The organism is Aeromicrobium sp. P2_G6 (genome assembly GCF_056403535.1).
Genome location: NZ_JBFUFH010000005.1, coordinates 51692 through 76613, shown reverse-complemented (window position 1 = coordinate 76613; position 24922 = coordinate 51692). Strand labels below are relative to the sequence as shown.

Annotated in this window: 22 protein-coding genes; 7 read left to right on the top strand and 15 right to left on the bottom strand. The window is 64.7% G+C overall.

Annotated features, from left to right (window positions below; translation table 11 throughout):
- Window positions 1–287: 287 nt before the first annotated feature.
- Genes dmpG through AC1DVU_RS16010 form a run of 4 tightly spaced genes read right to left on the bottom strand, consistent with a single transcriptional unit; the run spans window position 288 to window position 5179 of the window.
- On the bottom strand, window positions 288–1307 hold the full coding sequence (gene dmpG / locus AC1DVU_RS16025) for a 4-hydroxy-2-oxovalerate aldolase (protein ID WP_476923456.1): 1020 nt from the start codon (window positions 1305–1307) through the stop codon (window positions 288–290).
- Window positions 1304–2257, bottom strand: a complete 954-nt coding sequence (locus tag AC1DVU_RS16020) for an acetaldehyde dehydrogenase (acetylating) (protein ID WP_476923455.1) — start codon at window positions 2255–2257, stop codon at window positions 1304–1306. Before AC1DVU_RS16020 ends, dmpG begins: the two co-directional genes overlap by 4 nt.
- A 37-nt stretch (window positions 2258–2294) precedes the next feature.
- The gene (locus tag AC1DVU_RS16015) at window positions 2295–3371 is read right to left on the bottom strand and encodes a fumarylacetoacetate hydrolase family protein (RefSeq protein ID WP_476923454.1); all 1077 of its coding nucleotides are present in this window, start codon (window positions 3369–3371) and stop codon (window positions 2295–2297) included.
- Window positions 3368–5179: a CocE/NonD family hydrolase gene (locus tag AC1DVU_RS16010; RefSeq protein ID WP_476923453.1), complete on the bottom strand. Its 1812-nt coding sequence runs from the start codon at window positions 5177–5179 to the stop codon at window positions 3368–3370. The genes AC1DVU_RS16015 and AC1DVU_RS16010 overlap by 4 nt, the downstream gene beginning before the upstream one ends.
- A gap of 205 nt (window positions 5180–5384) precedes the next feature.
- On the opposite strand from AC1DVU_RS16010, the gene AC1DVU_RS16005 reads away from it, so the two are divergent.
- Window positions 5385–6281: a sugar phosphate isomerase/epimerase family protein gene (locus AC1DVU_RS16005; RefSeq protein ID WP_476923452.1), complete on the top strand. Its 897-nt coding sequence runs from the start codon at window positions 5385–5387 to the stop codon at window positions 6279–6281.
- A 78-nt stretch (window positions 6282–6359) separates the two neighbouring features.
- Here the strand turns inward: AC1DVU_RS16005 and AC1DVU_RS16000 are convergent, their stop codons facing one another.
- The 8 genes from AC1DVU_RS16000 to AC1DVU_RS15965 all read right to left on the bottom strand — a co-directional run bounded on the left by AC1DVU_RS16000 (window position 6360) and on the right by AC1DVU_RS15965 (window position 15018).
- The gene (locus AC1DVU_RS16000; RefSeq protein ID WP_476923451.1) at window positions 6360–6968 is read right to left on the bottom strand and encodes a TetR/AcrR family transcriptional regulator; all 609 of its coding nucleotides are present in this window, start codon (window positions 6966–6968) and stop codon (window positions 6360–6362) included.
- A gap of 105 nt (window positions 6969–7073) precedes the next feature.
- A complete protein-coding gene (locus tag AC1DVU_RS15995) occupies window positions 7074–7529 on the bottom strand; it encodes an SDR family NAD(P)-dependent oxidoreductase (RefSeq protein ID WP_476923450.1) in 456 nt (151 codons plus the stop codon).
- On the bottom strand, window positions 7522–7656 hold the full coding sequence (locus AC1DVU_RS15990) for a hypothetical protein (RefSeq protein WP_476923449.1): 135 nt from the start codon (window positions 7654–7656) through the stop codon (window positions 7522–7524). Before AC1DVU_RS15990 ends, AC1DVU_RS15995 begins: the two co-directional genes overlap by 8 nt.
- A 134-nt stretch (window positions 7657–7790) precedes the next feature.
- Complete coding sequence (locus tag AC1DVU_RS15985) at window positions 7791–8969, bottom strand: sugar ABC transporter substrate-binding protein (RefSeq protein WP_476923448.1); 1179 nt, start codon at window positions 8967–8969, stop codon at window positions 7791–7793.
- Between the two features lie 35 nt (window positions 8970–9004).
- Window positions 9005–10114 (bottom strand): ABC transporter permease, encoded by a 1110-nt coding sequence (locus tag AC1DVU_RS15980; RefSeq protein ID WP_476923447.1) that lies wholly within the window; start codon window positions 10112–10114, stop codon window positions 9005–9007.
- 15 nt (window positions 10115–10129) lie between these two features.
- Window positions 10130–11668: a sugar ABC transporter ATP-binding protein gene (locus tag AC1DVU_RS15975; RefSeq protein WP_476923446.1), complete on the bottom strand. Its 1539-nt coding sequence runs from the start codon at window positions 11666–11668 to the stop codon at window positions 10130–10132.
- On the bottom strand, window positions 11665–12639 hold the full coding sequence (locus AC1DVU_RS15970) for a cyclase family protein (protein ID WP_476923445.1): 975 nt from the start codon (window positions 12637–12639) through the stop codon (window positions 11665–11667). The genes AC1DVU_RS15975 and AC1DVU_RS15970 overlap by 4 nt, the downstream gene beginning before the upstream one ends.
- Before the next feature lie 468 nt (window positions 12640–13107).
- On the bottom strand, window positions 13108–15018 hold the full coding sequence (locus AC1DVU_RS15965; RefSeq protein WP_476923444.1) for an acetoacetate--CoA ligase: 1911 nt from the start codon (window positions 15016–15018) through the stop codon (window positions 13108–13110).
- An 89-nt stretch (window positions 15019–15107) separates the two neighbouring features.
- On the opposite strand from AC1DVU_RS15965, the gene AC1DVU_RS15960 reads away from it, so the two are divergent.
- The 5 genes from AC1DVU_RS15960 (at window position 15108) to AC1DVU_RS15940 (ending at window position 21350) form a co-directional block, all read left to right on the top strand.
- Window positions 15108–16013 (top strand): LysR family transcriptional regulator, encoded by a 906-nt coding sequence (locus AC1DVU_RS15960; protein WP_476923443.1) that lies wholly within the window; start codon window positions 15108–15110, stop codon window positions 16011–16013.
- Window positions 16014–16234: 221 nt separating this feature from the next.
- Window positions 16235–16801, top strand: a complete 567-nt coding sequence (locus tag AC1DVU_RS15955) for a PadR family transcriptional regulator (protein ID WP_476923442.1) — start codon at window positions 16235–16237, stop codon at window positions 16799–16801.
- Window positions 16780–18300: a DHA2 family efflux MFS transporter permease subunit gene (locus AC1DVU_RS15950; protein ID WP_476923441.1), complete on the top strand. Its 1521-nt coding sequence runs from the start codon at window positions 16780–16782 to the stop codon at window positions 18298–18300. The genes AC1DVU_RS15955 and AC1DVU_RS15950 overlap by 22 nt, the downstream gene beginning before the upstream one ends.
- A gap of 761 nt (window positions 18301–19061) precedes the next feature.
- Window positions 19062–21002 carry an MFS transporter gene (locus AC1DVU_RS15945; RefSeq protein WP_476923440.1) on the top strand — a complete coding sequence of 647 codons (1941 nt, stop codon included), beginning with the start codon at window positions 19062–19064 and terminating at the stop codon, window positions 21000–21002.
- Window positions 21003–21077: 75 nt separating this feature from the next.
- Complete coding sequence (locus tag AC1DVU_RS15940) at window positions 21078–21350, top strand: acyl-CoA-like ligand-binding transcription factor (protein WP_476923439.1); 273 nt, start codon at window positions 21078–21080, stop codon at window positions 21348–21350.
- 32 nt (window positions 21351–21382) lie between these two features.
- On the opposite strand, the gene AC1DVU_RS15935 is transcribed toward AC1DVU_RS15940, so the two are convergent.
- The 3 genes from AC1DVU_RS15935 to AC1DVU_RS15925 all read right to left on the bottom strand — a co-directional run bounded on the left by AC1DVU_RS15935 (window position 21383) and on the right by AC1DVU_RS15925 (window position 23512).
- Window positions 21383–21508 carry a hypothetical protein gene (locus AC1DVU_RS15935; RefSeq protein WP_476923438.1) on the bottom strand — a complete coding sequence of 42 codons (126 nt, stop codon included), beginning with the start codon at window positions 21506–21508 and terminating at the stop codon, window positions 21383–21385.
- A 117-nt stretch (window positions 21509–21625) separates the two neighbouring features.
- Window positions 21626–22894 (bottom strand): Nramp family divalent metal transporter, encoded by a 1269-nt coding sequence (locus AC1DVU_RS15930; protein WP_476923437.1) that lies wholly within the window; start codon window positions 22892–22894, stop codon window positions 21626–21628.
- Between the two features lie 135 nt (window positions 22895–23029).
- A complete protein-coding gene (locus tag AC1DVU_RS15925; protein ID WP_476923436.1) occupies window positions 23030–23512 on the bottom strand; it encodes a nuclear transport factor 2 family protein in 483 nt (160 codons plus the stop codon).
- Window positions 23513–23761: 249 nt separating this feature from the next.
- Here AC1DVU_RS15925 and AC1DVU_RS15920 point away from each other — a divergent pair, with 249 nt between their 5' ends.
- Window positions 23762–24820, top strand: a complete 1059-nt coding sequence (locus AC1DVU_RS15920) for an NADP-dependent oxidoreductase (protein WP_476923435.1) — start codon at window positions 23762–23764, stop codon at window positions 24818–24820.
- Window positions 24821–24922: the final 102 nt, after the last annotated feature.

Sequence of the window (24922 nt, the reverse complement as noted above, 5' to 3'; positions counted from 1 at the left end):
CGTCGAGGACGAGGAACTGCCCTACCAGTTGCTTAAAGCCCTGGCAACGCGCGGCAACCCCGCGACGCCCACCTCGAGGACCCGGGGTTCGGGTATCGATCTATTGCCGCGGCGCCCCGATCAGGGTGCCGGTCGCGGTGGGGTTTGGGGTCCTAAGTTAAGTCGGCAGGGCTACTACTCTGGAGTCGCCGCGCTCGGGGATCGCCATTTGCGGCGCACAGCGCGTCCGCAAGGTTGCGCATACTCCCGAACACGACGACATCCATGACGTCCAGCACCGTCGTCGATCAACCGGCGGATGCTTCCGATCCCGACATATCGAGCGCGATGTCAACGATCATGTCCTCCTGACCGCCCACGAGCTTGCGGCGTCCCGCCTCCATCAGGATCGAGCGGACGTCGATGTCATAGCGCGCGCTGGCGGTCTCCGCGTGCCGCAGGAAGCTGGAGTAGACGCCCGCATATCCCAGGGTCAGCGTCTCTCGATCGACCCGCACGGGCCGGTCCTGCAGCGGCCGGACGATGTCGTCGGCGGCGTCCTGCAGCGCAAAGATGTCACAACCGTGCTCCAACCCCATGATGTCGGCGACGGCGATGAACGCCTCGATGGGGCAGTTGCCCGCCCCGGCGCCATGACCCGCCAGCGACGCGTCGACGCGTACGACACCGTTCTCGACCGCGACGACCGAGTTGGCCACCGACAACGACAGGTTCTCGTGAGCGTGGATGCCGATCTCGGTCCCCTCGTCGAGCACATCGCGGTATGCACGGACGCGGTCCCGCACGCCGTTCATCGTCAGCCGACCGCCCGAGTCCGTGACATAGACGCAGTGCGCCCCGTAGCTCTCCATCTTCTTCGCCTGCTCGGCCAGCTGCGCCGGCTCGGCCATGTGGCTCATCATCAGGAAGCCCGACACGTCCATCCCGATCTCGCGGGCGGTCGAGATGTGTTGCGCCGAGACGTCGGCCTCGGTGCAATGGGTCGCCACACGGACGGAGCGGACTCCCAACGCATAGGCGCGCTTGAGCTCCTCGATCGTGCCGACACCCGGCAGCAGCAAGGTCGTCAGGCGGGCGTTGGTGATGTTGGCGGCCGCGACCTCGATCCACTCCCAGTCGCTGTTGGACCCAGGGCCGTAGTTCACCGAGCCACCGGCGAGTCCGTCGCCGTGAGCGACCTCAATCGCGTCGACGCCCGCCCGGTCAAGGGCCGCGACGATCGTGCCAACCCGCTCGGGCGTGATCCGGTGACGGATCGCGTGCATGCCGTCGCGCAGCGTCACGTCCTGGATGAAGAGGCGGGTCATGAAAGGTTCTCCTTCTGCTGTGCCATGCGCTCGGCGACCTGGAGGCCGGCGGACGTCATGATGTCGAGGTTGCCGGCGTAGGCGGGCAGGTAGTGGRCCGCGCCCTCGACCTCCAGGAACACCGAGACGCGGTGGGTCGGGTGGCTCGCCGAACCCTCCGCGAGGAGGGTGTGAACGGGCTGGTCGCCGTCGAGCGCGTCGATCTGCACGTCCTGCTTGAGGCGATAGCCCGGCACGTACGAGGCCACGTCGTCGATCATCTTGCCGATCGACTCGCGGACCTGGTCGTGCACCGAGGGGTCGCTCGCGTCGATGAGGCAGAAGACTGTGTCGCGCATGATCAACGGGGGCTCGGCCGGGTTGAGGATGATGATGGCCTTGCCCCGCTCGGCTCCGCCGACCTGCTCGATAGCGTGCGACGTCGTCTCGGTGAACTCATCGATGTTCGCGCGAGTGCCGGGGCCGGCCGAGCGCGACGAGATCGAGGCGACGATCTCGGCGTAGGCGACGTTCGTGACCCGGGAGACCGCTGCGACGATCGGAATCGTCGCCTGACCACCGCAGGTCACCATGTTGACGTTCTGGACGGCGAGGTTCTCCTCGAGGTTGACGGCGGGCACCACGAACGGACCGATGGCGGCGGGGGTCAGGTCGATCAGCCGCTTGCCGAGGGGTGCGAGCTTCGCGGCGTTGGCGACGTGCGCCTTTGCAGATGTCGCGTCGAACACGATCTCGATGTCGTCGAAGCCGGGCAGGGCCATCAGGCCCTCGACACCCTCGTGCGTGACCGCGACACCCAGGCCAGCCGCGCGAGCCAGCCCGTCGGAGTCCGGATCGATGCCGACCATCGCCGCCATCTCGAGATGCTTGGCGTTCTGCAGCACCTTGATCATCAGATCCGTCCCGATGTTTCCCGATCCGATGATGGCGACTTTCGTCTTGTGGTTCATGCTCGTGTCCTTCTCGGTGGATGAATGATTCTCGGCGTCAGGCGGAGAACTGGGCCGTGACGGCGCCGATGTCGGTGAACTCGGCACGTACCGACTCCCCTGCCGCGACCGGCAGGGATGCATGGAGTGCACCGGCAAGGACCAGGTCGCCCGGGCGAAGAGATCCGCCCAGCTCCCCGAGCTTGTTGGCGAGCCATACGACGCCACGGATTGGGTTGCCAAGCACCGCCGAGCCCAGCCCAGACGCGACGCGCTTGCCGTTGATCGAAAGGACCAGCTCGATCTGCGCCAGGTCCAGCCCCTCGAGCGGGGTCACGTCTCTCCCGCGTACAACCCTTGCGCAGGAGGCATTGTCCGCGACAGTGTCAGGTAGCTTGATCCGCCAGTCGGTGATTCGGCTGTCGATGACCTCGATCACGGGCAGCGCGCCCGACACCGCCGAAAGCGCTTGCGCTTCGGTCACCCCGGGGCCGCAGAGTTCACGCTCCATCACAAAGGCGATCTCGGCTTCGACACGTGGCTGGATCATCGCGGAGACTGACATCGGATCGTCGTTCCCGACGAGCATGTCAGCGAACAGCACGCCGTAATCAGGCTCGTTGACGCCCAGCTGCTCCTGCATGACGACTGCTGTCAGACCGACCTTCTGGCCGACAACCTCGCCACCATCGCTGATCCTCTGCGCCACGTTGATCTGCTGGATGCGGTAGGCGTCATTGGCGCTCAATTCCGGCTCTTGTTCCGTCAGCGGGTCGATGGGCGCCCGGGCGCGCTCGGCTTCTCTGAGCATTTCGGCGTAGCGCTCGAGGTCAGGCCCTTCATGATCGCGGACACTCATCGTCTTGAGGTCGCCGAACACGGCCATTGCCTTCTGGCGCAGCGACCGATGCCGCTCGTCACCGAAGAACGCGCTGCGCCCTTCCCGGTCGTCGAAGCTCAGGATCGCCGTATGGGTGAACGGCGCTGACGTCTCAGGAAACTCGCGATTCTCACTGACCACGACACGTTGGACCGACGGGATGTCGGAAAAACGTCGGATCCCGTCGAGAACCTCATCTCGTTGTGCAGGTTCGGTGCCGGGTGTGAACCAAAACATCATGACGTGGTTGATCACTGCCCGGTCCCCTCACTGCCGTCTTCGCCGCTCGGGCCATTCACGTCAGGGATGATCGGCACCAGAAGCCTGGATGGGTACTGGGGTCCGGTCAGCACGGTGATGTGCGTCGAGGCGAGCTCGTTCGAGGGACGGTCATCGGGGTCGCTGTGGGTGAACGGACCCACTCCAGTTGACTCGAACGGCATCATCCCTTCCGGCGCGTCACGTCGACCGTGATCGAAGTCGCGCCCGAGGATCGTGAGGCCCAGCCGGTAGCCCACGGGCACCACGATGGATGTCGGCCACACCTCGATGGCCAGCTCGACCGGTTCGCCTGGCGTCAGTGGCAGCTCACGCTCATGTGGGTGGTACGGCCTGTAGGGCAGCGACTTCTGCGGGTCGAGCTCACGGTGCGACGCGCGCAGCCAACCCTGCGTCAAAGCCATCAGCGGATCCACTGATCCTTCGAACAGAACCTCGGCGCCGTCGGGGTCGAAGAGTCTCAGGACGACGAACACATCCGCATCCGACTGGTTCGACGAGATCCAGAGATGGCACGCCAGAGGCCCCGTGATCTCCGTGACCTCGGTGAACGGAGCGGTCCGCAAGTCCAGTCCCGCTCCCAGCGCCTCGAAGGTTGCCGTCGTCTCGACACCGGGTGTCTCAGTGCTGAGGCTCAGATCCCCGGCTGAAAGGTGCAAAGATGTCCACTCAGTGCGAGCAAGTGGCCATTCGTTCTCCTTCCGGGCGATGAACACCTCACCCGGATGCCTGATCTGCAGGTGGACGGGCGGCTCGTCTCCCCAGTCGCCCTCCCCCTTCAGGAAGAAGTCGTAGAACCGTCGCTGCAGCTCGACGCCTTCGTCGCTGTAGAACCGAGTCCAGTGATTGCCGCCGTGAATCTCGAGCCACTTTTGTGGAGACGCCGCGTTGACGTAGCCTTCGACGTTTCCGCGTAGATGCAATCCGCCGCCGCCCCAGTTGCCGGCCGAGAGCAGCGGAACTCGAACGTCTTCATACCTTGGTGAGCGAGCGCGGTAGTACTGACCGTCGAGCTCGTGCTCCCGCATTCCTGCTGAAGGGTCCAGACGATTGCGCTCGAGCTCGTCGTCGGTCAGCTCTACGGCCCCAGATGCGGGCTCTCCCGTGAACTGGTTGATCCATCCTCGTGAACCTCGCCCGTGCTGAATCTTGAGGGGCTGCCCGTGGAACCACGTTCGCGTGAACTCGCTGAGAATGCCACCGTGTCGCGCCACGTCGCGATACCAGTCGGACGCGCCCTCCCATGGGCACATCGCGGCGAGGTGTGGCGGCTTTCGCGCTGCTGCGGTCCATTGCACGATCGCCATGTAGGAGATGCCCGTCAGCCCGATCTTTCCCGTGCTCCACGACTGTTGAGCAGCCCACTCGACGGCGTCGTAGATGTCGTCGGCCTCCGTGGCCGACATGTTGTCCATGACTCCCGGCGACCGGCCCGTACCACGTGCGTCGACCCGAACGACCGTGTAACCGAACGGGACCCACCGTTCGGGGTCGGGCAGCTCCCAGGACATCAGCCGGCCTGACGATCCGATCAGCACTTCCGGTTGTTGCTCTACGAGGATCCGCCAGGCGGCCGGATACGCGAGTTGCATGGGAAGGTTCTTGCCGTAACCGCCGTAGCTGAGCAGCACGGGCGATGGGGCGTCCCCGACGGGCCTGAACACGTCGGCAGCGAGCACCACTCCATCGCGCATCGGGATCGGGACGTCCTGCTCGTACACGAGCTGGGCCACGAGATCGAGCCCAGTCGTGGTCGTCGAGCCCTCATGTGTGTACTGCTCCATCAACGGTTTCTCCTCGATCAGCGGAGCATCGACACGCGCTCCCGGGCGTCTCACAGTAATGCGAGGAAATTCGCCTTACCGTGAAAAGCGTATGGTCTGCATCGCACTCATGCAAGAGATTTCGCGTTAGTATTTACGGGCGGCCGGCAACCGCCGGGCCAACGCGAGGCGCTGGATGCGACTTCGGACCGAAGGGAATCGACTCATGCAGGAGCTTGCACCGGATCGACGACCGCGAGGCAGCGACCTCGCGAGCCGACTGGCTGTCAATCAGATGACTCTGGTGGGCACACCATTCGAGGATGATGTGGAGGTCACGCGCGACGTCGACCTGCGCGGACTGGGTGTCGAGGAGCAGAAGCTTGGCGAAGCGCGGGACGAGGAGCTCGCCGAGATGCTCAGTGCCGCAGACCTGCAGGCCACCTTGTGCGTACCTGCTACACCGAGCATCCTTCCCGTCGAGATGTTCGGCGGCGACACGGATCCGCATGTGCGCATCGAACAGATGATCACGTCGATCGCTCGGTTCGAACGCTTCCAGCCGTCACAATTCATCACGCTCACCGGCGTGGACCAGTCACTCCAAGAGTCTGAGCAACGGCAGATCGTGATCGACGGGTATCGCCGCGTGAGCGCAGCGGCAGCGAACACAGGAGCGCTGATCGGGATCGAGCCCATCCGCGCGCGCTTCGCTCCCGAGGCCTCCATCGTCTCGTCTCTGGCAGAGACCGCACTCCTGATCGAGGAGATTAACGCGCCGAATGTCGGGATCATCTTTGACGTCTGGCACCATCATGATTCGCCGACCCTCTTCGCCGACATCGAGGACTATGCCTCCTTATTCAGCATCGTCCAGCTCGGCGACGCCCCTCATGGCAGCGACACGGGCCTCAACCGAGCCATTCCCGGAGAGGGCTCGATCCGGTTCGATCAGATCCTCGGGGCACTCGATCGAGCCGGCTACCTCGGCTGGTTCGACATCGAGCTACTCACCGACCCTTCGTCTGCCGGCGCCTTACCGGGCAACCTCTCAGCTCACGAGATCCTGACTCGGGCCACACGAGGAATCAAGGACGCCTGGGAGGCTCGCCCGCGACGATAGACTCAGACGAGCAACTTCGGCGGTCCGGCCCAGTCGCACTGCCGGAGCGGTTCGAGCCTGACAAGCAGGACGCGCACGTCAGGGAGTGTCGACACGTAGCGCGTCGTCGACGAGCCGATGGAGGTCATCGTCCGCGGGACGGTATGCGAAAACTGCACGAGCGTAGATCGGCCCCAGGAGCCGATCGAGGAGAGTCCCTACGTCCGGCACCGTCTCACCGCGCTCGCGTGCCCGGTCAATGGTTTTCTGCAGCTGCGCGGAGCGCTCAGCAACGTACGCCCTTGCTTGGCTACGCCGTCGTACTTTGTCAGCATCTCCACCGCTGCCGCCGACGTCAGCGCGAATCAAGGCCTCGAACAAGGCAAAACCGCCTGGCCGAGCCAGGCCATTAGCTGCCGCAGCGACCCAACCGTAGAGATCGCCCCTGATCGATCCCGTGTCGGGGATGGGCAACTCCTCCACTATTTGCGAGGTTGCCGCGTCCAGGACGACGGTGTCGACGTCCCTCCACCGGCGATAGAGCGTCGCTTCGTGAACACCGGAGACCGCGGCGATCTCCTTCATCGTGAGACCTTCGCGACCTCGCTCGGCAATTATCCCCAAGACTGCTCGATGCACGGCCTGCGCCGTGCGAGCGGTGCGGCCACCAGGACGGGTCGCACCGGGTTGAGAGTTCGGTAAAGCCATGACTGACACCATATCTAACGCGACTCTACTCGCGAATAGCGAGGTCAATACATATCATGGTGTGATGTGGATTACAGCACCGTGGTATCGACCGGCCAACTTGCATCAGCCTGATTTCCTCGGTCGGAAGTACTCCGCTATGGACGGCTGGGCCATGGCGTGGGGCGTACCCGAAGCAGCCCTGATGGACACCACATCGCCGCAGCCGTAGAGATCTGCCTCGCCTACACAGATTCTCCTGCTGGACCTCAGGCGAGCTCCGAGACGGGACCTGGAGACCAACTGGCAATTCGTGAGATCGAGAATCCCCTGTCCATGACAGGACGCTGCCCTGACCATGCCCGCGGTGACCTCTTTCCGGAATCCCGTTCTCGCGGGCCGGGTCTGTAACCTGACCTGGACGAGCGGCGTGCTCGCTAACCGCGGCTCCTCCGTGGTCGCCACCTTGGACAGCCCTTCGAGCCCCTGCTTCGCTGCACCGTACGCCGCCTTGTGCCGAGAGGCACGGGTGCCGTGGACTGACGAGATGTCGATTGTCCGACCGAAACCGCGCTCATACATCCCAGGCAACACTGGACGCATGCGGCAACGGCGCCTCCAGCACCAACGTGCTGATTCCCCGAAAGTCTTGCGGCACGAACCGCTCGATCAGGTTGGCGATCTGCAGGCCGGCGTTGTTAACCAGCATTGTCGCTGTCGAGCCTCAGGTCCTCGAGCTGTTTCGTGTCGAGCAGGTCGAGCCCTTTCATAGATTGTGATTCTCCATCGGCGGCAGGGAAGCCCCAGAGACCGGGCTCCCCTGCCACGTGCGTCATGCGACAGCTACTTGCTGACGTCCCACGCCTGCCGGTATGCGGCCTTGAAGTCGACCCCGGCCACGTAGCCGCCGTCAGCGGGCACATCGCCCTTCTCGACGACTCTCGACCCGAATCCCTGTGGCGCCTGCGGCGCTCCGTTGAGGTAACGGTTGGCCACATCGGCGAGGGCCCAACCGACCCACTCGCTGCTGTATCCCTCCAATGCCGTAGGAATCGGGCCTCGGTTCAGGGCTTCGACACTGGCGGGACTGCTTCCTTCGCCACCGGTGACGACGAGCTTCTTGCCTGTCGGGCTGTTGCTGAGCGCCTGCAGCAGTCCGGTGACCATCAGCTGAGTGTCGAAGGGCACCAGCAGTGCATTGGCGTCCGGATGCTTCAGGAGAGCGGCCTTGACTCCCGGCACGATGGGGCCCTGGGGCGACGCGGAGTCAGCCGTGCCGACCGCGACGTCCGCGACGATCTTGCAGTCCGAGCACTTGGCGATCTCGCTGCGCACACCCTTGTCGAGCGACGGGAGTACGTCGTTGAAATGAACGTCGATGAGGCGCACGTGAGCGTTGAGCTTGGCTTTGAGGTACTGGACCTTCTGCTGTCCATATGCTTCGTACCAGTCGGCCGCCGAGGTGACGCCGTCGCGATAGATGATGTCTGCCGCGAACAGCTTCTCTCCACCGTTGGCGTCACAGTCCGATCCGAGCATGTCGAACACCGGGATCTTGGCCGCCTTGGCGTCGACGAGCGACTGCTTGACCTGCGCACAGTCGATTCCCCCCGTAGCGATCGCGTCGGGCTTGAGGGCGATCGCCTGGCGGAACGCGGTGGAGTAGCCGCCACCGACGTTGAACTTGCCGTCGACGATCTTGACGTTCCAGCCCAGCTCCTTCGCTGCCCCTTGCAAGCCGACACCGGGGTCCTTGCAGCCGGGCGCCACCTGTCCGCACGAGACGTAGACGATCGTGACGCCCTTCCTGGGGGCGGGACCTGTGATCGGAGGTGTCTGCTCAGTGCCCTTCTTCAGCGCCTTCAACGCATCGGACGAGGCTGCTGACGCCGGCCTGTCGCTGTCGGAGCCTGACTCGCTCGACGAGGTGCTTCCACCGCAGGCCGCAACGACAGCGAGCAGGGCACAGGCGGCGACAACGGTCAGTCGGCGACGAGCGCGACCTCGGTGGACTTGTGGCATGGGTGACATGGTGGAGCACTCCTTCAGGTGGTCATTCATTTCAAGGCGCCTTGATCCCTGAGTTGGGACGTCTTCCGGACGGAAGACGCGGCATTTCCCGAGCTGATGGTCGACCGTGACTCGCGACGCTGTCTGACGCGTGCGAGGTAGGTCGACAGGGCGACGGCAAGGATCAGCGCGCCGCCGTTGAACGTCGGCTGGACCCAGGTCTCAGCCCCGAGCAGCGAGAGGCCGCTGACCGCCGTGCCGACGAAGTAGACCCCGATGATCGTCCCCACCACGTTGTAACGGCCGGGACGCACTGTGGTGGCGCCCAGGAACACTGCGGCAAAGGCGGGGAACAGGTAGGAGAGGGCTGCCGTGGGGTCGCCTGCGCCCAAAGTCGACGTGAGCAATGCCCCTGCGATGCCTGCGAGGCCCCCAGACACGATGAACGCCACCCAGACAGACAGGTCGACGTTAATCCCGACCAGCCGCGCGGCACCCTCGTTGGATCCGATCGCCTCCAGATGGCGCCCCCACCGGACGTGCAGGAGCGCATACCAGAGGAGCAGAGCCACAACGACGACCACCGCGAACGGACGCGGCACGCCGAGCACCGTCTGGCCGCTCCAACCGCCGAGCGAGGGCGGGATGCCGGCGACGATCTGCGCTCCGTGCGTGTACAACGTCGTGAGCCCATTGAGCAGGATGTAGACGCCGAACGAGACGACGAACGCATTCAGCTTGAGCTTCGCGACGAGGAATCCGGTGACCGCACCGATCAGCCCGCCGATGAGCACGCCGAGCAGGATGCCGATGACGACCGGGGCACCGTGGTTGCCGATCGCCGACGCCACGGTGATGTTGCTGACGCACGCGACCGCGGCGACGGACAGGTCGAAGTGGCCCGCGATCAGAGGGGGCAGCATGGCCAGTGCCACGATGCCGACGACTGCACCTCCGATCAGGATGTTGTCGATGTTGGCCCGGCTGACGAACAGCGAGCCGATGCTGCTCACGCTGAACGCGACGACCATGACGGCCAGAGCCAGGATCAGGCCGGCCCGCTCCAGTAGCAAGATCGGATTGCTCCCGAGATAGGACTTCGTGCGCGCGACCCAGGTGTACTGGCTGCGCCGGCTGGTCTCAGTGTGGTGACTCATTGTCTGCCTGTTCGGTCATGCGGCGGCACTTCGTCCGCGGTGAATTTCGGTGGTCAGTCGGTCGGCGGAGATGTCCTCGCCCTCGAGCTCGACGGCGATACGACCGGCGCGCAGGACGACAGCGCGGTCCACGACCTGGGCGAGCTCCTCAGGGTCCGAGGCGACCATCAGGACGGCCATCCCGTCGTCGGCGGCTCTGCGGATGAGCTCGTGGATCTCGGCGCGTGCTCCGACATCGACCCCCTGGGTGGGCTCGTCCAGCAGCAGCAGCTTGGGTCTCATGCCCATCCAGCGGGCGAGGATCACCTTCTGCTGGTTTCCACCGGACAGCGTCATGAGCGGGGCATCGGCGGAGCTCGCCTTGACCAGGAAGGAGCCCATCATGCGGCGGGCCGTCTCCACGATCGCGTGGTCCCTCATGCCCACAACCGAGCGGTAGTCGTGCAGGGCAGGCATGAGGATGTTGGCCGCGATACTCAGGTCGGCGAAGGCCGCGTCGTCGGCGCGGTTCTCCGGCACATAGGCGACGCCGGCCGCTATGGCCTCTCGGCAGGTCGCGAATCGTCGATCCACACCGAGCAGCTCCATCGTGCCACCTTGGGGCTGGTGCACTCCGAATACACCACGCAGCAGTGAGCTGCGCCCCGATCCCACGAGGCCTGCCACTCCGACGATCTCCCCCGCGCCGACCTTCAAGTCGATGTTCTCGAGCGGGCCGATGGCCAGGTTCCGCAGCTCCAGCACCGGTGTGTCGCCCACCGCCGGGGCGGGCCTTGGTGTCCGACGCTCGATTTCACGCCCCACGATGAGCTGCACGAGTGACGCCTCGTCCAGGTCCCCCACCTCGTACGTCCCCGCCACATGGCCGTCCCGAAGCACCGTGACCCTGTCCGCGATGCGGAGGATCTCGTCGATCCGGTGGCTGACGTACAAGATCGACTGGCCAGCGACTGCGAAGCCCTTGAGCGTGCTCAGGAGGAGGTCCGACTCTTCGACCGGCAAGGACGCGGTGGGTTCGTCGAGGATGAGCAGCCCACGGTCGTGAGCACCGTCCTGTACGGCCCGCGCGATGGCCACGAGGGTCCGGTTGACCTGGTTGAGGCTGCGCATCGGCGTTTGCGGCGTCGCGTCGATCATGAAGCGTTCGATCAGCGCGGCAGCGCGGCCGTAGACGTCGGGCCATGAGATGGCGCCCAACTTGGTGGACGTGAAACCTTCGCCGATCGCTAGGTTCTCGCCGACGTTCAGGTCGAGGAAAACGCCGAGATCCTGATGGACCGCGTGCACACCGGCCGACCGCGCATCAGCGGCGCTCCACGACTCCGAGGGTGCCGGCGACCCGCCGACCTCGATCGAGCCACCCGGCTCCGACGCGACCACGCCGCAGAGGATCTTGATCAGGGTCGACTTCCCCGACCCGTTGCCGCCGACCAGTGCATGGATGTCGCCGGGTCGGACCTCGATGCTGACCTCGTCGAGGGCGATGGTGCCGGGATATCGCTTCGAGATCCCCTCGAGTCGTACGCGGGCGCGGCCCGAGTCCACCGCGCTCATCGGATCGCGATCGGGTTGAGCGGTCCGCCGACTCCCCCGGTGAACGGCAGCGGCGGCGCGATGAACAAGAACTCATACACGCCATCCGCTGCACAGGCATCCGCCAGACGCTCGAGGTCGAACATCTCGCCGAACACCACGCCGGCGTTCACGAGCAGCACGACGTGCAGCGGCTGCATCACCTCGTCCGTCTCGTTGGGACGGACCTCGACACCCCAGGTGTCGGACGCCACGGCAGCCACCTGTCGGTCCACGATGACGCTCGAGGTGTCCAGGCTCAGACCAGGCGAGTCCCCACCCGCGTAGTCACCCCAGCCCTGGGCACGGCACATGCGCATGTGCCCTGTGCGCACCAACAAGATGTCACCGCGCCCAATCGTGAGACCCTGAGCCTCGGCGCACGCCAGAAGGTCATCACCGTGGATCGCGTCGCCCGGCTGGAGCCAGTCGACCCCTTTGAATCGTGGGAAGTCCAGCAGAACTCCCCGGCCCGTCAACCGCTCACGCATGGTCTCCAAGGCACCTTTGCGAGCTCCGGCACTGGTGACGTTCTCAAGCCCGAAGCCGTTGTACATCTGGTCGTTGTAGAAGATGTGGCTGAACGCATCCCAGTGAGTCCCCGACTGCAGCGGCATCGAGATGACGTCGTCGGCGAACCTGAGGCCTGGAAGATCGTCCTGCGCGCCGAGCTGGATGTCACCGCCGTCCTGCGTCATGTAATGCATTGGGTTGAAACGTCCGAGGTAGCCGGTCTGCGGCCCCGTCAGGTCGTAGTTCATGGCGCATGAGACAACCTGCCCGGTGCGTACAAGCGTCACGGCGTGCTTGACGGCGTCTGCGTCGATGAAGTTCATCGCACCAAGCTCGTCATCGCCGCCCCAGTGTCCCCAGCGACGGTGGGTCAGGGCGAGCGCCTCGACCTCGTCGCGGCTCATCTTGCGGCCAGCCTCGACGCGTTCAGGCGAAGTCACGCGAGCAACCTACGAAGCTAGATGTGACGCATGCCAGCTGGGCGACGAGATCGAGCCCACTTTGACAGCTCGATCCGTCTTGCCTGTATCGCTCCATCTACGGTGTCTCCTCGATCAGCGGAGCATTCACACGCGCCTCTGGCAGCGCACGTTAATGCGGAAATTTTCGCCTTACATCGAAAAGGGTATGACCAGCACCACACTCATGCAAGAGTTTTCGCATTAGTATTTTGGGTGTGGTCCTGGCAACCGCGGGGCGAATGCGAGCCGCTGGATGCAACTTCAGACCGAAGGGATCAACTCATGCAAGAGCTACCAGCGGATCGACGACCGCGAGGCAGCGACCTCGCGAGCCGACTGTCTGTCAATCAGATGAGCCAGGACTCAAGTGCGGCTTGCGCATCCACGTCGCTCCCTCGCGGACCGGATGACTCCAATGTCCAAGGCGCCCAGCGCAGTCCGGCTTGCTCACCGTCGAAGCGCCATCCCCACGAACTCGTCCAGGGCGGCCGGGTTGGTGAGGCTCTCCCGGCTTGCCGCACGCTCAGGCGGCTCGCCCATCAGGATACGCTTCACCGGCACCTCTAGGATCTTTCCGCTCAGGGTCCGTGGGACCTCCGCGATCTGCAGCACCGCGTCAGGAACGTGGCGCGGTGAGCAGTCCTCCCTGATCCTGTGCCGGATGCGGGCGACGAGGTCGTCGTCCAGACTGACGTGCTCGCGCAGAACGACGAACACCGGCATGAAGCTCTCGGCGCCTTCGCGCGGTATGTCGACAACGAGCGCATCGACAACCGCGTCCTCGGTCAGAACGGCGCGGTAGATCTCACTGGTACCCATGCGCACCCCACCGCGGTTGATGGTCGAGTCACTGCGTCCCGAGATGATGGCCGTTCCGCGATCGGTGATCTCGATCCAGTCGCCGTGGCGCCACACACCGGGGAAGTAGTCGAAGTACGTCGCACGAAGCCGTGAGCCGTCCGGGTCGTTCCACAGCCCGACAGGCATCGACGGCATGGGAGCCGTGACCACCAGCTCACCCACGTCGCCGATGACGGGCTTGCCGGTGTCGTCATAGGCCTCGACCTTGACGCCCAGCGCTCGCGCCTGAAGCTCTCCGCGGTAGACGGGGAGGGTGGGCACGCCGGCCAGCAACGCTGTGACGACGTCAGTGCCGCCGCTGGAGGGCGCGAGCCAGACATCAGCGCCCACGTGGTCGCGCACCCAGGTGTATGCCTCCGGTGAGAGCGGAGAACCGGTGGCGCCGATCGATCGAATGGCAGACAGGTCCCGTCCGCGTGCTGGCTCCAGCCCGGCCTTCTGGCACGAGGCGAGGTAGGCGGGGCTGGTTCCGAAGATGGTCGTGCCCGTCTCTTCGGCCAGGTCCCACAGACGGTCCAGGTCGGGTGACGCGGGGCTGCCGTCGTAGAGCACGATCGACGCCTTAGTCAGCAAGCAGCTGACCAGGTAGTTCCACATCATCCATCCCGTCGTGGTGAACCAGAACACACGGTCGCTCGGGCGGGCGTCGAGGTGCAGGTGATGGTGCTTGACCAGTTCCACAAGAACACCCCCTTGGCTGTGGACGATGGCCTTGGGCAGACCGGTCGTGCCGGAGCTGTAGAGCACCCAGAGGGGGTGATCGAAGGGGACGGCGACGAACTCGAGCCGGCTGTCGTCCGGTCCGAGGAAGTCAGGCTGCCACCCTGTGCCGTCCAGATAGCCGAGCCTCACGACCGGAGCCCCCACCTCACGCGCGATGTCCGCCACCTGCTCCTCACGGCTGAAGTCGCTGCCGCCGTAGCGATATCCGTCGATCGCCAGGAGGACCGTCGGCTCGATCTGCGCGAACCGATCGATCACCGCTCGAGCCCCGAACTCCGGAGCGGCGCTCGACCATATGGCCCCCAGGGAGGCCGTGGCGAGGAAGGCGGCGACAGTCTCTGGAACATTGGGAAGGTATGCGGCCACGACATCGCCGACACCAACGCCAAGCGCCTGCAGCCCACTCCTGATCCGCGCCGTCTCGCGTCGTAGGTCGCCCCACGTCCACGCTCCCAGCGGGCGCAGCTCCGACGCGTGCTGGATGGCAACGGCATCGTCATTCTTAGCCATGAAGACATGCTCGGCATAGTTGAGCGTGGCGCCGGGAAACCAACTAGCTCCGGGCATGGAGCGACCAGCCAGGATCTGCGTCGGCTGCTTATGGAACTGGATGCCGAACTGATCAACCACCGCCTCCCAAAAACCCTCGAGGTCCTCAGTCGACCACCGCCACAGCTCGTCGTAGGACCCGCTGATACCCACGGCCCGTGCGAAGCGGGTGATGTTGGCATTCTCAACGTCAGCGCCAGCAGGTTGCCAAACTATTTCGCTCATGAGTTCTCCTCGGGGCTCAACGAGAGTGTCCTAGAACTCGATTGGGTTTGTCCAAGACATGAATTACATATCTGCCATACAGTCTTGGCATGGATCTTCGGCAGCTCGCGCACCTCGTGCTCCTCTCAGAGGAGCGCAACTTCACGCGAGCCGCCGCTCGGGCCGGTGTCGCACAGCCCGCGCTTTCCCGACAGATCCAGAAGCTGGAGGCCGAGCTCCGAGTAAGCCTGGTGGACCGCACCACTCGACGCGTGGCGCTGACCGAGGACGGCCTGACCGTCGTCGCGCACGCCCGACGGATACTGACCGAGATGGACACGATCCGCGACTCGATGAACAGGTCGACCGCACTACTCCGTGGACGGGTCACTCTCGGGGTGACACCAACCACCGGTCCGGTCAATGTCCCAGTGCTTCTTGCCGCCTTCCACCAGCGTCATCCCGACGTCGAGCTTGCAGTCCGCGAGGATGTCAGCGTTCTGTTGACCGATGAACTGAGGTCCGACGCGATCGACCTCGCAATCATCTCCGGTATCCCACCCATCCATCAGACTGGGCTGGAACTGACCCAAATAGCCGCGGATCCGCTGCAGCTGGTGGTGAGCCCGACTCATCGTTTGGCGAACCGAGCGAGTATTCGCATGGCCGAGCTCCGCGATGAACCCTTCATAGCCTTCCGCCGTCCGTCGACCATTCGCCAGACCGTGACCGAAGCGTGCGCCCGCGCCGGGTTCACACCGCGTGAACAGTTCGAAACCGGTGATCCTTGGCAGGCCATGCGACTAGCCGAGTCTGGCCTCGGAATAGCCTTCCTGCCGCAGCACGACGTCGAGCATCGCGGCGAGGGTGTCGCATCGGTGCGGGTGATCGACGACCTGATGCGATACGAACTTTTTCTCGCGCATCGCAAGGCGCGACAGCTCTCACCTCCGGCGGCTCGGCTGATTCGGGATGCATTGACCTTCTTCGCCAGGCGCGACAGCGATCAGACGTAAGTCATAGCCGGCGCACCATCAACCCAGCGAATCGTTCTGCAGGTCGTGCAGCGAGAGCGCAGGCACTGCCATGACCAACAGGGGCACTCCGCAGTCAGGTGCATCTTCGATGCGAACTTCGTTCGCGGCCCGCTGACCAGCCGTACCGATGTCCCCATCAGAACAAGCACGTGTAACATCCACGTGGAGTACTCCGTGTGGAGCACTCGGGAGGGAATACCATGCCACTCACACCGCTTGCGGTCTCGGCCCTAGCCCTGCTCGTCGAGCGACCCATGCACCCCTACGAGATGTACCAGCTCCTGCTCGAGCGTCACGAGGACCGCTTCGTCAAGGTCCGCCCCGGTTCGCTCTACCACACGGTGGAGCGCCTCCACGGCGACGAGCTCGTGGAGGTCACCGGGACCGACCGTGACGGCAACCTCCCCGAGCGCACCACATACGCAATCACCGCCGCAGGACGCGCCGCCGTGACGGCCCGCGTCCGCGAGCTGCTCCAGCAGCCCGTGCGCGAGTACCCGCACTTCCCCCTCGCGCTCACTGAGGCGCATAACCTCCCTGCGGACGAGGCCACTGCCGACCTCCGCCAGTACGTGGCGGCGCTCGACGACGACATCGCCACCCTCGAGTCCGTCTTGAACGGATATCGCGAGAGCGGCATGGAGGAGACCTACCTCATCGGCGCCGACTATCTCCTGACCATGACCGTCGCTCAGCGCGACTGGATCAACGACCTCATCACCCGCATCCACCACAAGGACTTCACATGGCAACCGCACCACGCGTGACCACCGACCTCCGGCCCGACTACAAGCCATGGCCGGCCCTCTGGGCGATGGTCATCGGCTTCTTCATGATCCTCGTCGACAACACCATCGTGTCCGTCGCGACACCGGCCATCGGCAATGACCTGCACAGCGACTACACCGACGTCATTTGGGTCACCAGCGCGTACCTGCTGGCGTACGCCGTACCACTCCTCGTCACCGGCCGACTCGGCGACCGCTTCGGGCCCAAGAATGTGTACCTGTTTGGCCTGACGCTCTTCACGCTCGCGTCGCTGTGGTGCGGCCTGACCGGCTCGATCGAGATGCTGATCGTCGCCCGCGTCGTGCAGGGCATCGGCGCGTCGCTCATCACGCCGCAGACCATGACCGTCATCACCCGCACCTTCCCGCCCGCCAAGCGCGGCAGCGCCATGGCGCTGTGGGGCGCCACCGCCGGCGTCGCGACCCTGGTCGGGCCGATCCTGGGCGGCATCCTGGTCGACTCCCTGGGCTGGGAATGGATCTTCTTCATCAACGTGCCGGTCGGCATCATCGGCTTCGTTCTCGCCGTCCGCTTCGTGCCGGTCCTGCCCACGCACACTCACAGCTTCGACTGGATCGGCGTCGCCCTCAGCGCAATCGGGATGTTCCTGCTGGTGTTCGGCATCCAGGAGGGCGAGCGCTACGACTGGGGAACCATCACGGGCATCATCTCGGTCCCGCTGCTGATCGCGCTCGGCCTGGTCGTCCTCACGGTGTTCGTGGTCTGGCAGGCCAAGACGCGCATCGAGCCACTCGTCCCGCTGAGCCTGTTCCGCGACCGCAACTTCTCGATCGGCAACCTCGGCATCGCGCTGGTGGGAATGGCCATCATCGCGATGTCCCTGCCGTTCACGTTCTACGCGCAGACCGCCCGCGGCTGGAGTCCCACCGAGGCGGCCCTGCTGACCGCGCCGATGGCCGTCGTCCTAATGATTCTTTCGCCGTTCGTCGGCAGGCTGGTCGACCGCATGCACCCGCGCAACATCACGTTAGTGGGATTTGGCACCGCAGCCGTAGCGATGCTGTGGCTGTCGCGGATCCTCGACCCGGGACGTCCGGTCTGGCAACTGCTGCTGCCAATGGCCCTATTCGGCGTGTCGAACGCTTGTTTGTGGGCACCACTCAGCGCCACCGCCACCCGCAACCTGCCGATCTCCGCGGCCGGCTCGGGCGCAGGCGTCTACAACACGACCCGCCAGATCGCGGGGGCCCTCGGCAGCGCTGCCGTCGCAGCCATCATCACCTCGCGCCTCGCCGCCAACGGTCTCGGCGGTGTCAGCGCGTCCGCCGACTCGGCGGATGGCTCCCTGCCACCCGCAGCGCAGTCCGCGTTCTCGACCGCGATGTCGCAGGCCTTGTTGCTGCCGGTCATCGCGTTCGCGATCGGGGTCATCCTGGTGGTCTTCATGGCCCGGCCGACCCACGCCGGGCACGGCGGCGCGAAGGTCACGGCACCGGAGGGCGTCCTCGCGAAGTAGCGTTCCACGGAGGCACCCATCCGCTCTCCTAGAGTGGTCGGTGCCTTCGTCATTCGTCCTGACCTCGCCTCCCCGACCGCCCCGGACTGGTGTTCGCTTCCGTTGGTGCGATCCATGGCCAAGGACAAAGGACCCGACGAGCTCCTCATCACCTCACCGGGAAAAGCGCGCCTGCACGCGGCGGCGTTCAAGCGCACCACCCGATGGGCGACCACCGGAAGAGGCCGTCGACTGCACGACCTGCGGCAAACCGCGGCATGCCTCTGGCTAGCCGCGGCGTGCCCGCGTCGACCGTCCAAGCGTGGCTCGGGCACTCGTGGAGATAATTCTCGCCGTCCTGACACGTGAACACCGGTACGGACGTGCGCCATGCGAGACCGTGGATTTACGTATAGTCGACAGTCAGCCGATAACCCTTGACACCGTGTTGATTCTGTCACACACTTCTGGACACAACGCGCGGAACTGGAAGTGCTCGATGATGAAAGCTGCACACATCGGCTGGACATCGTGGCGCCCACACCCTGTTCTCGGGGTCGCCGAATAGTGCTCGATAGGCGTGCTGAATAACGATCCGGTTGGGTCGGGGCCGCCGAAAGTGCTCGATAGGTGTGCTGAACAAGTATCCGGTTGGATCATGACCGTCGCCGCATTCGCCTGACGTCCACCGACGCGCAGTTGCCGACCGACGTTCCTCAACGGCGGCCTGGCCGGTTCGCCATGCCGCCACACATCAATTTCCGCTATTTCAAGGAGAACCCATGCCCATATCCACATCTTCTCCGGGGCTCACTCGTCTCTGGGACCGCAAGCTCGTGCACTACCCCAATCAGGGTCCACGATCGATCTACCTCGGGATCACCGTTCTTGCGACTATCACGCTCTACTACGAGCTCTTCGTCCAAGGGGCGGTGGCGACCCAGATCATCCAGGAATTCGGCTTCACGTTCGCCGAGTTCGTGTACGTCGCCGCGGCCGGTGCGCTGGTCGGTGCCTTCGCCTCGCTCGGTGCGGGGCTCGCTGACAGGTTCGGACGCGCGAATTTGGTTGTCGGCGGGCTCCTCGTCACGGGACTGCTTGTCGGCTTCGCGATGCCCGCGGCGGATTCCAAGGTCGAGTATCTCGCGATCTACGCCCTGGTCAGCGCCGTCGAGGGCATGGCCCTGGTTGCGACACCTGCGTTGATTCGAGACTTCTCCCCGCAGGTCGGCCGCGGCATCGCCATGGGGTTCTGGACGCTCGGCCCGGTGCTGGGAAGCCTGCTGCTCACCCAGGTCTCGAGTCGCACGCTCGACAGCCATCCGGACTGGCAGTGGCAGTTCCGCGTGGCCGGCATCGTCGGCCTTGCGGTCTGGGTACTCGCAATGGTTTGGCTGCGTGAGCTCTCGCCGGCGCTGCGCGATCAGCTGATGGTCAGCATGAGCGACCGCGCGCTGGTCGAAGCACGCGCTGCGGGCATCGACACCAAGGCCGCGCACGAAGGAAGCTGGCGCCAAATGCTGCGACCGGACATCATCGGATCTGCGCTCGCGGTGAGCCTCTACCTGCTCTTCTACTACATCCTGGTTGGCTTCATCGTGGTCTACTTCGCAACCGTCTACGGCTACAGCGAGGCCGAATCGAACTCCATCGCGAACTGGTTCTGGGCGCCCCACGCGATCGCGGTAATCGCTAGTGGCCTGCTGTCGGACCGGCTGCGGGTGCGGAAGCCATTCATCCTCGTCGGAGGCGCCATCAGCATGGTTGGCCTCGCTCTCTTCGCCAATGCGGCTACGGAGCCGGCGACCTCGACGGCCGACCTCAAGCTTTACCTGCTGCTGGCTGCCGGCGGCCAAGGGATCGCGTACGTCGCCTGGATGGCCGCGTTCACCGAAACCGTCGAGAAGCGCAACCCTGCGGCCACTGCAACGGGCCTGGCAGTCTGGGGCTACACGGCCAGGCTCGTCGCGACTGCCGCCTTCGCCGCCTTGCCATTCGCAGTGCCGGCCGTTTCCACGTTGGTCAACGACGGACCACGGGTCCAGGAAATCGTGGCGACCTATCCGGACCAAGTAAAGGTGCTGCAGACCGTCGATGGGGTCACACTCAAGGCTTTGCAGGCGAACCCGAACGATCCGACAGCCCAGACAAAGGCACTCTCAAGGCTGACGGCCATGCCACCCGCTGATGTCGGCAGGGTCCTCACGCTCAGCTCGAAATACGAGTCCGAACTCGACACGGCGGCAGTAGTCGACCCAGCCGTCCTCGGAGTACTTGCGACGGAGCCGACCAACGCGGAGGCCGCCGCGGAGGCAACCGGACAAATCGCGGAGGGCCTAGGCGTCGTGGCGAGCGAGGCGGCCAGGCGGCTCCAGGCACTGGGCGCCGTTCCGGCCGCGGACCTGGGATTCCTTCAGGACAACGGGGCCCGCGTCGCAAAGGCCGGAGCGCGGCTTCAGTCCATTTCTGAGATCCCGCCCGCGGACCTTGCCTACCTGTCGGCGAACGCCGCCGACGTCCAGAAAGCTGCAGAAGACAACCCGGGGCAGTGGCAGCGTTGGTGGTGGATCTGCTTCGCCGGGCAGGTCCTGTTCATACCCTGCGTGGCGCTCCTCACCGGCCGATGGAGTCCCAGGAAGGCGCGCGAGGACGAGCTGGAGCACGAGAGCCTGGTGCAGGCCGAACTGGCCATGCTCGAGACACCGGAGTCTGCGACGGTGTGATCCAGCGGCTGGGGCCGCATCGCAGGACGCGGGCGCGCCGCTCCGCCTCCCACCCGGACCGGGTGGGAGGCGGAGTTGGTCCGAGACCAGCCGCAGCATTCGCTTCCGGCAAATGGCAAGGGAGGCAGACACCGCGGCCGCCAAGCTGTTTGGTCGCACATCGACTTGGACGGACGCCGACTCGACATTCCCGCCGATTCGGCCGTGCCGCGCCTCGTCGGTCACGTCAGCCTCGCCCTCGCGGTGGCCTCGTATGAACGGTGGCTGGCGCACCCCGAGCTGCAGTTGACGGATGTGCTGCAGGAGTCGATGAGCGACCTCAAGGCGTACCTCACCGAGCTCCCCTAGCTCGTCATCAGACTTCTTTCCCTCCACCTGAGTCAGCCGAGAGTATCGACGAGCGTCGCCAGCGCCATCAAAACGGCCACGAACAACACCGTCCGTCCGAGCCCGAGCGCCAGCTGCCAGCGCCAGTCATCCCGGTCGACCATCGTCTGCCCTTCCATATGTCCACGCCAACGATCGCCGGAACCAACGTCCCTTGATCCGTCTCCTGCTCGGCCTGCACCGGCGAGAGGTCGCGACTCGAACGTCGCTCGGGTGATACGCCATCTCCCGCCGCCTCAACCCAGTGCCCTGAGGGTGAGGACGACGAGTGTGACGTTCAGAGCGCTGATAACTGTTGCCGCGACGGCGGCAGCTGCTGTGGTACGACGCTTGTTGACCATGTCGCCCATGACGCGGCGGTCCCGCGTGAGGATCACCAGCGGCCACAGTGCGAACGGGATGCCGAAGCTCAGCACGACCTGCGACAAGACCAGCATCAGCGTCGGATCGAGGCCCAACGCGATGATCCCCAGCGCCGGCACCAGCGTGATGAGTCGGCGTACCGGCAGAGCAATCCTCCGCTTCAAGAACCCTTCAAGGATTACCGATCCCGCATAGGTGCCCACCGACGATGACGCGAACCCAGACGCGAGCAGGGCGACAGCGAAAAGCACCGCCGTGCTGTTTCCAAGAACGACCTTGAGACTTGAGAAGACATCGTCGAGCGACTCCACACCTTGACCGTGGAGAGCACCGGCGCCAGCCAGGACCATGGCGAGGTTGACAGCTCCGGCGATCGTCATGGCCAGCAGCACGTCAACGCGAGTGGCACGAAGCGCCCGCCATCGGAACGCCGGATTGCGAAGCTGCGAGCCGAAACGGTCCCGCACCAACGCTGAGTGCAGATAGATCGCATGAGGCATCACGGTCGCGCCGAGGATGCCAGCAGCGAGAAGGACGCTGTCGCTCCCGTCGAAACCGGGGACCATGCCCCGGGCAGTGTCCGAGGCACTCGGTCCAGCGTCGATCGCGGACCAGGCGAACCCAACCACGATGATCGCCAACAAATAGATGATGACGCGCTCGAATTGTCGCTGGCGGTCCGCCCGCTGGACGGAGAGGACGACGAAGGAGACGACACCAGTGATCAGTCCGCCGACCAGCAACGGCAGGTCAAACAGTAGCCGCAGGGCTATGGCACCCCCGAGAACCTCCGCGAGGTCGGTGGCCAGTGCCACCGCCTCGGCCTGGAGCCACAAGCCGAGTGACATGCGACGCGAGAATCGATCGCGGCACAGTTGCGGCAGAGTGCGACCGGTGGCGATCCCCACCTTCGCGGAGAGGTACTGGACCAGCAACGCGATGATGTTGGCGCTGACCACCACCCAGACCAGCAGATACCCATACCTCGACCCTGCCGTGAAGTTAGTGGCGACGTTTCCAGGATCGACGTACGCGATCCCGGCAACGAAAGCCGGTCCCAGGCGTAAGAACGGCGACAGCCCTCGTCCCGTGCGGCCGACGGAGGGCACATGACGCCGCGAACGTGCGGTCTGCTGGTGCATGAAGCCTCCTAGTCCGACGTCACGGTCGTTCGAGAAGTGGGATCCGTTCGGAATCGAAGGACGCTGGCGCCGTTCGCCGAGTCCGCCTCTGCATGTCTGGCACGTTCTCGACGGGCGTGGCTTTCGATGCCGCCGTCACTGACTGGCAACTACTCCGGCGGCCGCCATGACAACTGACATGCCTTTGGCGATCTCGTCACGCCCGAATGCCTCGAGCACGACGTCGGGATTGAAGTACTCACGGAACAAGACGATCTTGCCGTCCCGGATCCGCATGTGGGTGCAATAGGTGTTCGCGTAGATCTTGCCGGTCTGCGAGACCGTGGCCGTGCCGTGCAGCTCGAGGACGAAGAGCTCCGGGTCGGTGGTGTCGTGAACGATCAGCGAATCGATGTGCAGATCGGGCACGGAGTCGAAGAACCAGTCAATGAAGTGCCCGATGAGGTGTCGTCCTGGCACGGCTTCGGCGAGCGGCTTGGGGGCGAAGGGCATCTCCCAGACAGCGTCCTCGGCAAAGGTGTCCTTCCACGCTTCCAGGGCCTCGCCGCTGGGCAGACCATCGTCAAGGGCCCCCCAGAATTGCTCAACTGTCGCCCGGTTGTCAGTTTGTACGCTCATGTGCTGTCTCCGTCTTCTGGGAACCGTTGTGTCTCGTGCCGTGTCCCACCGATAATGCACAATGAGTCGAATATAGTCAACGCTTCGTCGACTAAGTCCAGAACTCCTCATTATCCCTACTCGACATACCGTTGATTATCGACGACGACCAGTCTAGTCTGGGCTGCGGTCTCGATAGTTTCCCTGAAATCGCGGCCGTTGAACTGCATGATCGATCGCTCCAGCCACCCACAACCGTGAGGATCCGCTATGACAACGCCCACCAACCGGCTCTTTCGACTGAACAGAAGGCCACAAGGTCAGGTCACCGACACAGATCTCGTGTGGGCGGAGGAGCCGATGGCGGACATCGCGGAGGGGCAAGCCCTGGTCCGTACCTTGTACCTTTCGCTCGACCCCACGAACCGCGTCTGGATGAGCCAACTGCGTTCCTACATCCCGCCGGTCGAGCTCGGCGCGGTCATGCGAGGGCTGGGTGTCGGACAGGTCGTCGAGAGCCGCCGAGACGACCTCCCAGTCGGAGCGTTCGTGCTCGGCTTCACCGGGTGGCAGGAGTATTGCGTTGCTGACGACTCCGTCTTGGAGTTCCCGTTCACGGTTCTCCCCGACCCACTGCCCGCGCCCCTGACGGCCTTCCTCGGCGTGCTCGGGCATACAGGCATCTCGGCGTTCATCGGCGTGGAGATGGGCGATCCCCAGCCAGGCGAGACAGTCGTCGTCTCCGCCGCCGGCGGAGCCGTAGGTTCCATCGCTGGACAACTGGCGAAGCAGCGAGGGGCTCGCGTGGTCGGGATCGCAGGAGGCACTGAGAAGTGCCGACACCTGGTCGAGGAACTCGGCTTCGACGCATGTATCGATCGACACGCGGACGACTGGCGCGAGCAGCTCGACCAGGCAACTCCTGACGGCATCGACGTCGACTTCGAGAACGTCGGCGGTCCGATCATGGATCACGTCTTGAGCCGGCTGAACGTCGGCGCGCGCGTGTCGCTGTGCGGGCTGATCTCGGAGTACGACAGCTACAACGAGCACGGCGACCAGGTGGGAATTCGCAACACGAACCAGCTGCTCATGCAGCGAGCCACGTTGCGAGGCTTCATCGTCACCGACTACGTGGAGCGCTACGCGGAGATCATCGGCAAGCTCGCCGCGGCGCTAGGAGAAGGCTCTTTGGCATACGACGAGACCATCGTCGAAGGGCTCTCAGCAGCTCGCGAAACCCTCAACGACGCGCTCTCCGGCACTACACGGGGAAAGGCGATCATCAAGGTCGAGTCGAGCCTTGCGGGCGCGACCGCCGATCGCTGAGGTGTTGATGGCGGGACGATGAGGGTGCCATCCCCATCGTCCCGCAATCATGTTCGGCGTCACGAGTTGCTCGACACCGAGCTCTGTTCGCCAGGACGCTCA

What these genes read in the sequence shown, in the direction of transcription:
- AC1DVU_RS15935 (WP_476923438.1), bottom strand. Translation starts at nt 21,508, where the DNA reads ATGGAAGGGCAGACGATGGTCGACCGGGATGACTGGCGCTGGCAGCTG.
- AC1DVU_RS16000 (WP_476923451.1), bottom strand. Translation starts at nt 6,968, where the DNA reads ATGGCTTTACCGAACTCTCAACCCGGTGCGACCCGTCCTGGTGGCCGC.
- AC1DVU_RS15930 (WP_476923437.1), bottom strand. Translation starts at nt 22,894, where the DNA reads ATGCACCAGCAGACCGCACGTTCGCGGCGTCATGTGCCCTCCGTCGGC.
- AC1DVU_RS15925 (WP_476923436.1), bottom strand. Translation starts at nt 23,512, where the DNA reads ATGAGCGTACAAACTGACAACCGGGCGACAGTTGAGCAATTCTGGGGG.
- AC1DVU_RS15960 (WP_476923443.1), top strand. Translation starts at nt 15,108, where the DNA reads ATGGATCTTCGGCAGCTCGCGCACCTCGTGCTCCTCTCAGAGGAGCGC.
- AC1DVU_RS16010 (WP_476923453.1), bottom strand. Translation starts at nt 5,179, where the DNA reads ATGGAGCAGTACACACATGAGGGCTCGACGACCACGACTGGGCTCGAT.
- AC1DVU_RS15920 (WP_476923435.1), top strand. Translation starts at nt 23,762, where the DNA reads ATGACAACGCCCACCAACCGGCTCTTTCGACTGAACAGAAGGCCACAA.
- AC1DVU_RS16005 (WP_476923452.1), top strand. Translation starts at nt 5,385, where the DNA reads ATGCAGGAGCTTGCACCGGATCGACGACCGCGAGGCAGCGACCTCGCG.
- AC1DVU_RS15955 (WP_476923442.1), top strand. Translation starts at nt 16,235, where the DNA reads ATGCCACTCACACCGCTTGCGGTCTCGGCCCTAGCCCTGCTCGTCGAG.
- AC1DVU_RS15950 (WP_476923441.1), top strand. Translation starts at nt 16,780, where the DNA reads ATGGCAACCGCACCACGCGTGACCACCGACCTCCGGCCCGACTACAAG.
- AC1DVU_RS15980 (WP_476923447.1), bottom strand. Translation starts at nt 10,114, where the DNA reads ATGAGTCACCACACTGAGACCAGCCGGCGCAGCCAGTACACCTGGGTC.
- AC1DVU_RS15945 (WP_476923440.1), top strand. Translation starts at nt 19,062, where the DNA reads ATGCCCATATCCACATCTTCTCCGGGGCTCACTCGTCTCTGGGACCGC.
- AC1DVU_RS15995 (WP_476923450.1), bottom strand. Translation starts at nt 7,529, where the DNA reads ATGTATGAGCGCGGTTTCGGTCGGACAATCGACATCTCGTCAGTCCAC.
- AC1DVU_RS15975 (WP_476923446.1), bottom strand. Translation starts at nt 11,668, where the DNA reads ATGAGCGCGGTGGACTCGGGCCGCGCCCGCGTACGACTCGAGGGGATC.
- AC1DVU_RS15985 (WP_476923448.1), bottom strand. Translation starts at nt 8,969, where the DNA reads ATGCCACAAGTCCACCGAGGTCGCGCTCGTCGCCGACTGACCGTTGTC.
- AC1DVU_RS15965 (WP_476923444.1), bottom strand. Translation starts at nt 15,018, where the DNA reads ATGAGCGAAATAGTTTGGCAACCTGCTGGCGCTGACGTTGAGAATGCC.
- dmpG (WP_476923456.1), bottom strand. Translation starts at nt 1,307, where the DNA reads ATGACCCGCCTCTTCATCCAGGACGTGACGCTGCGCGACGGCATGCAC.
- AC1DVU_RS15990 (WP_476923449.1), bottom strand. Translation starts at nt 7,656, where the DNA reads ATGCTGGTTAACAACGCCGGCCTGCAGATCGCCAACCTGATCGAGCGG.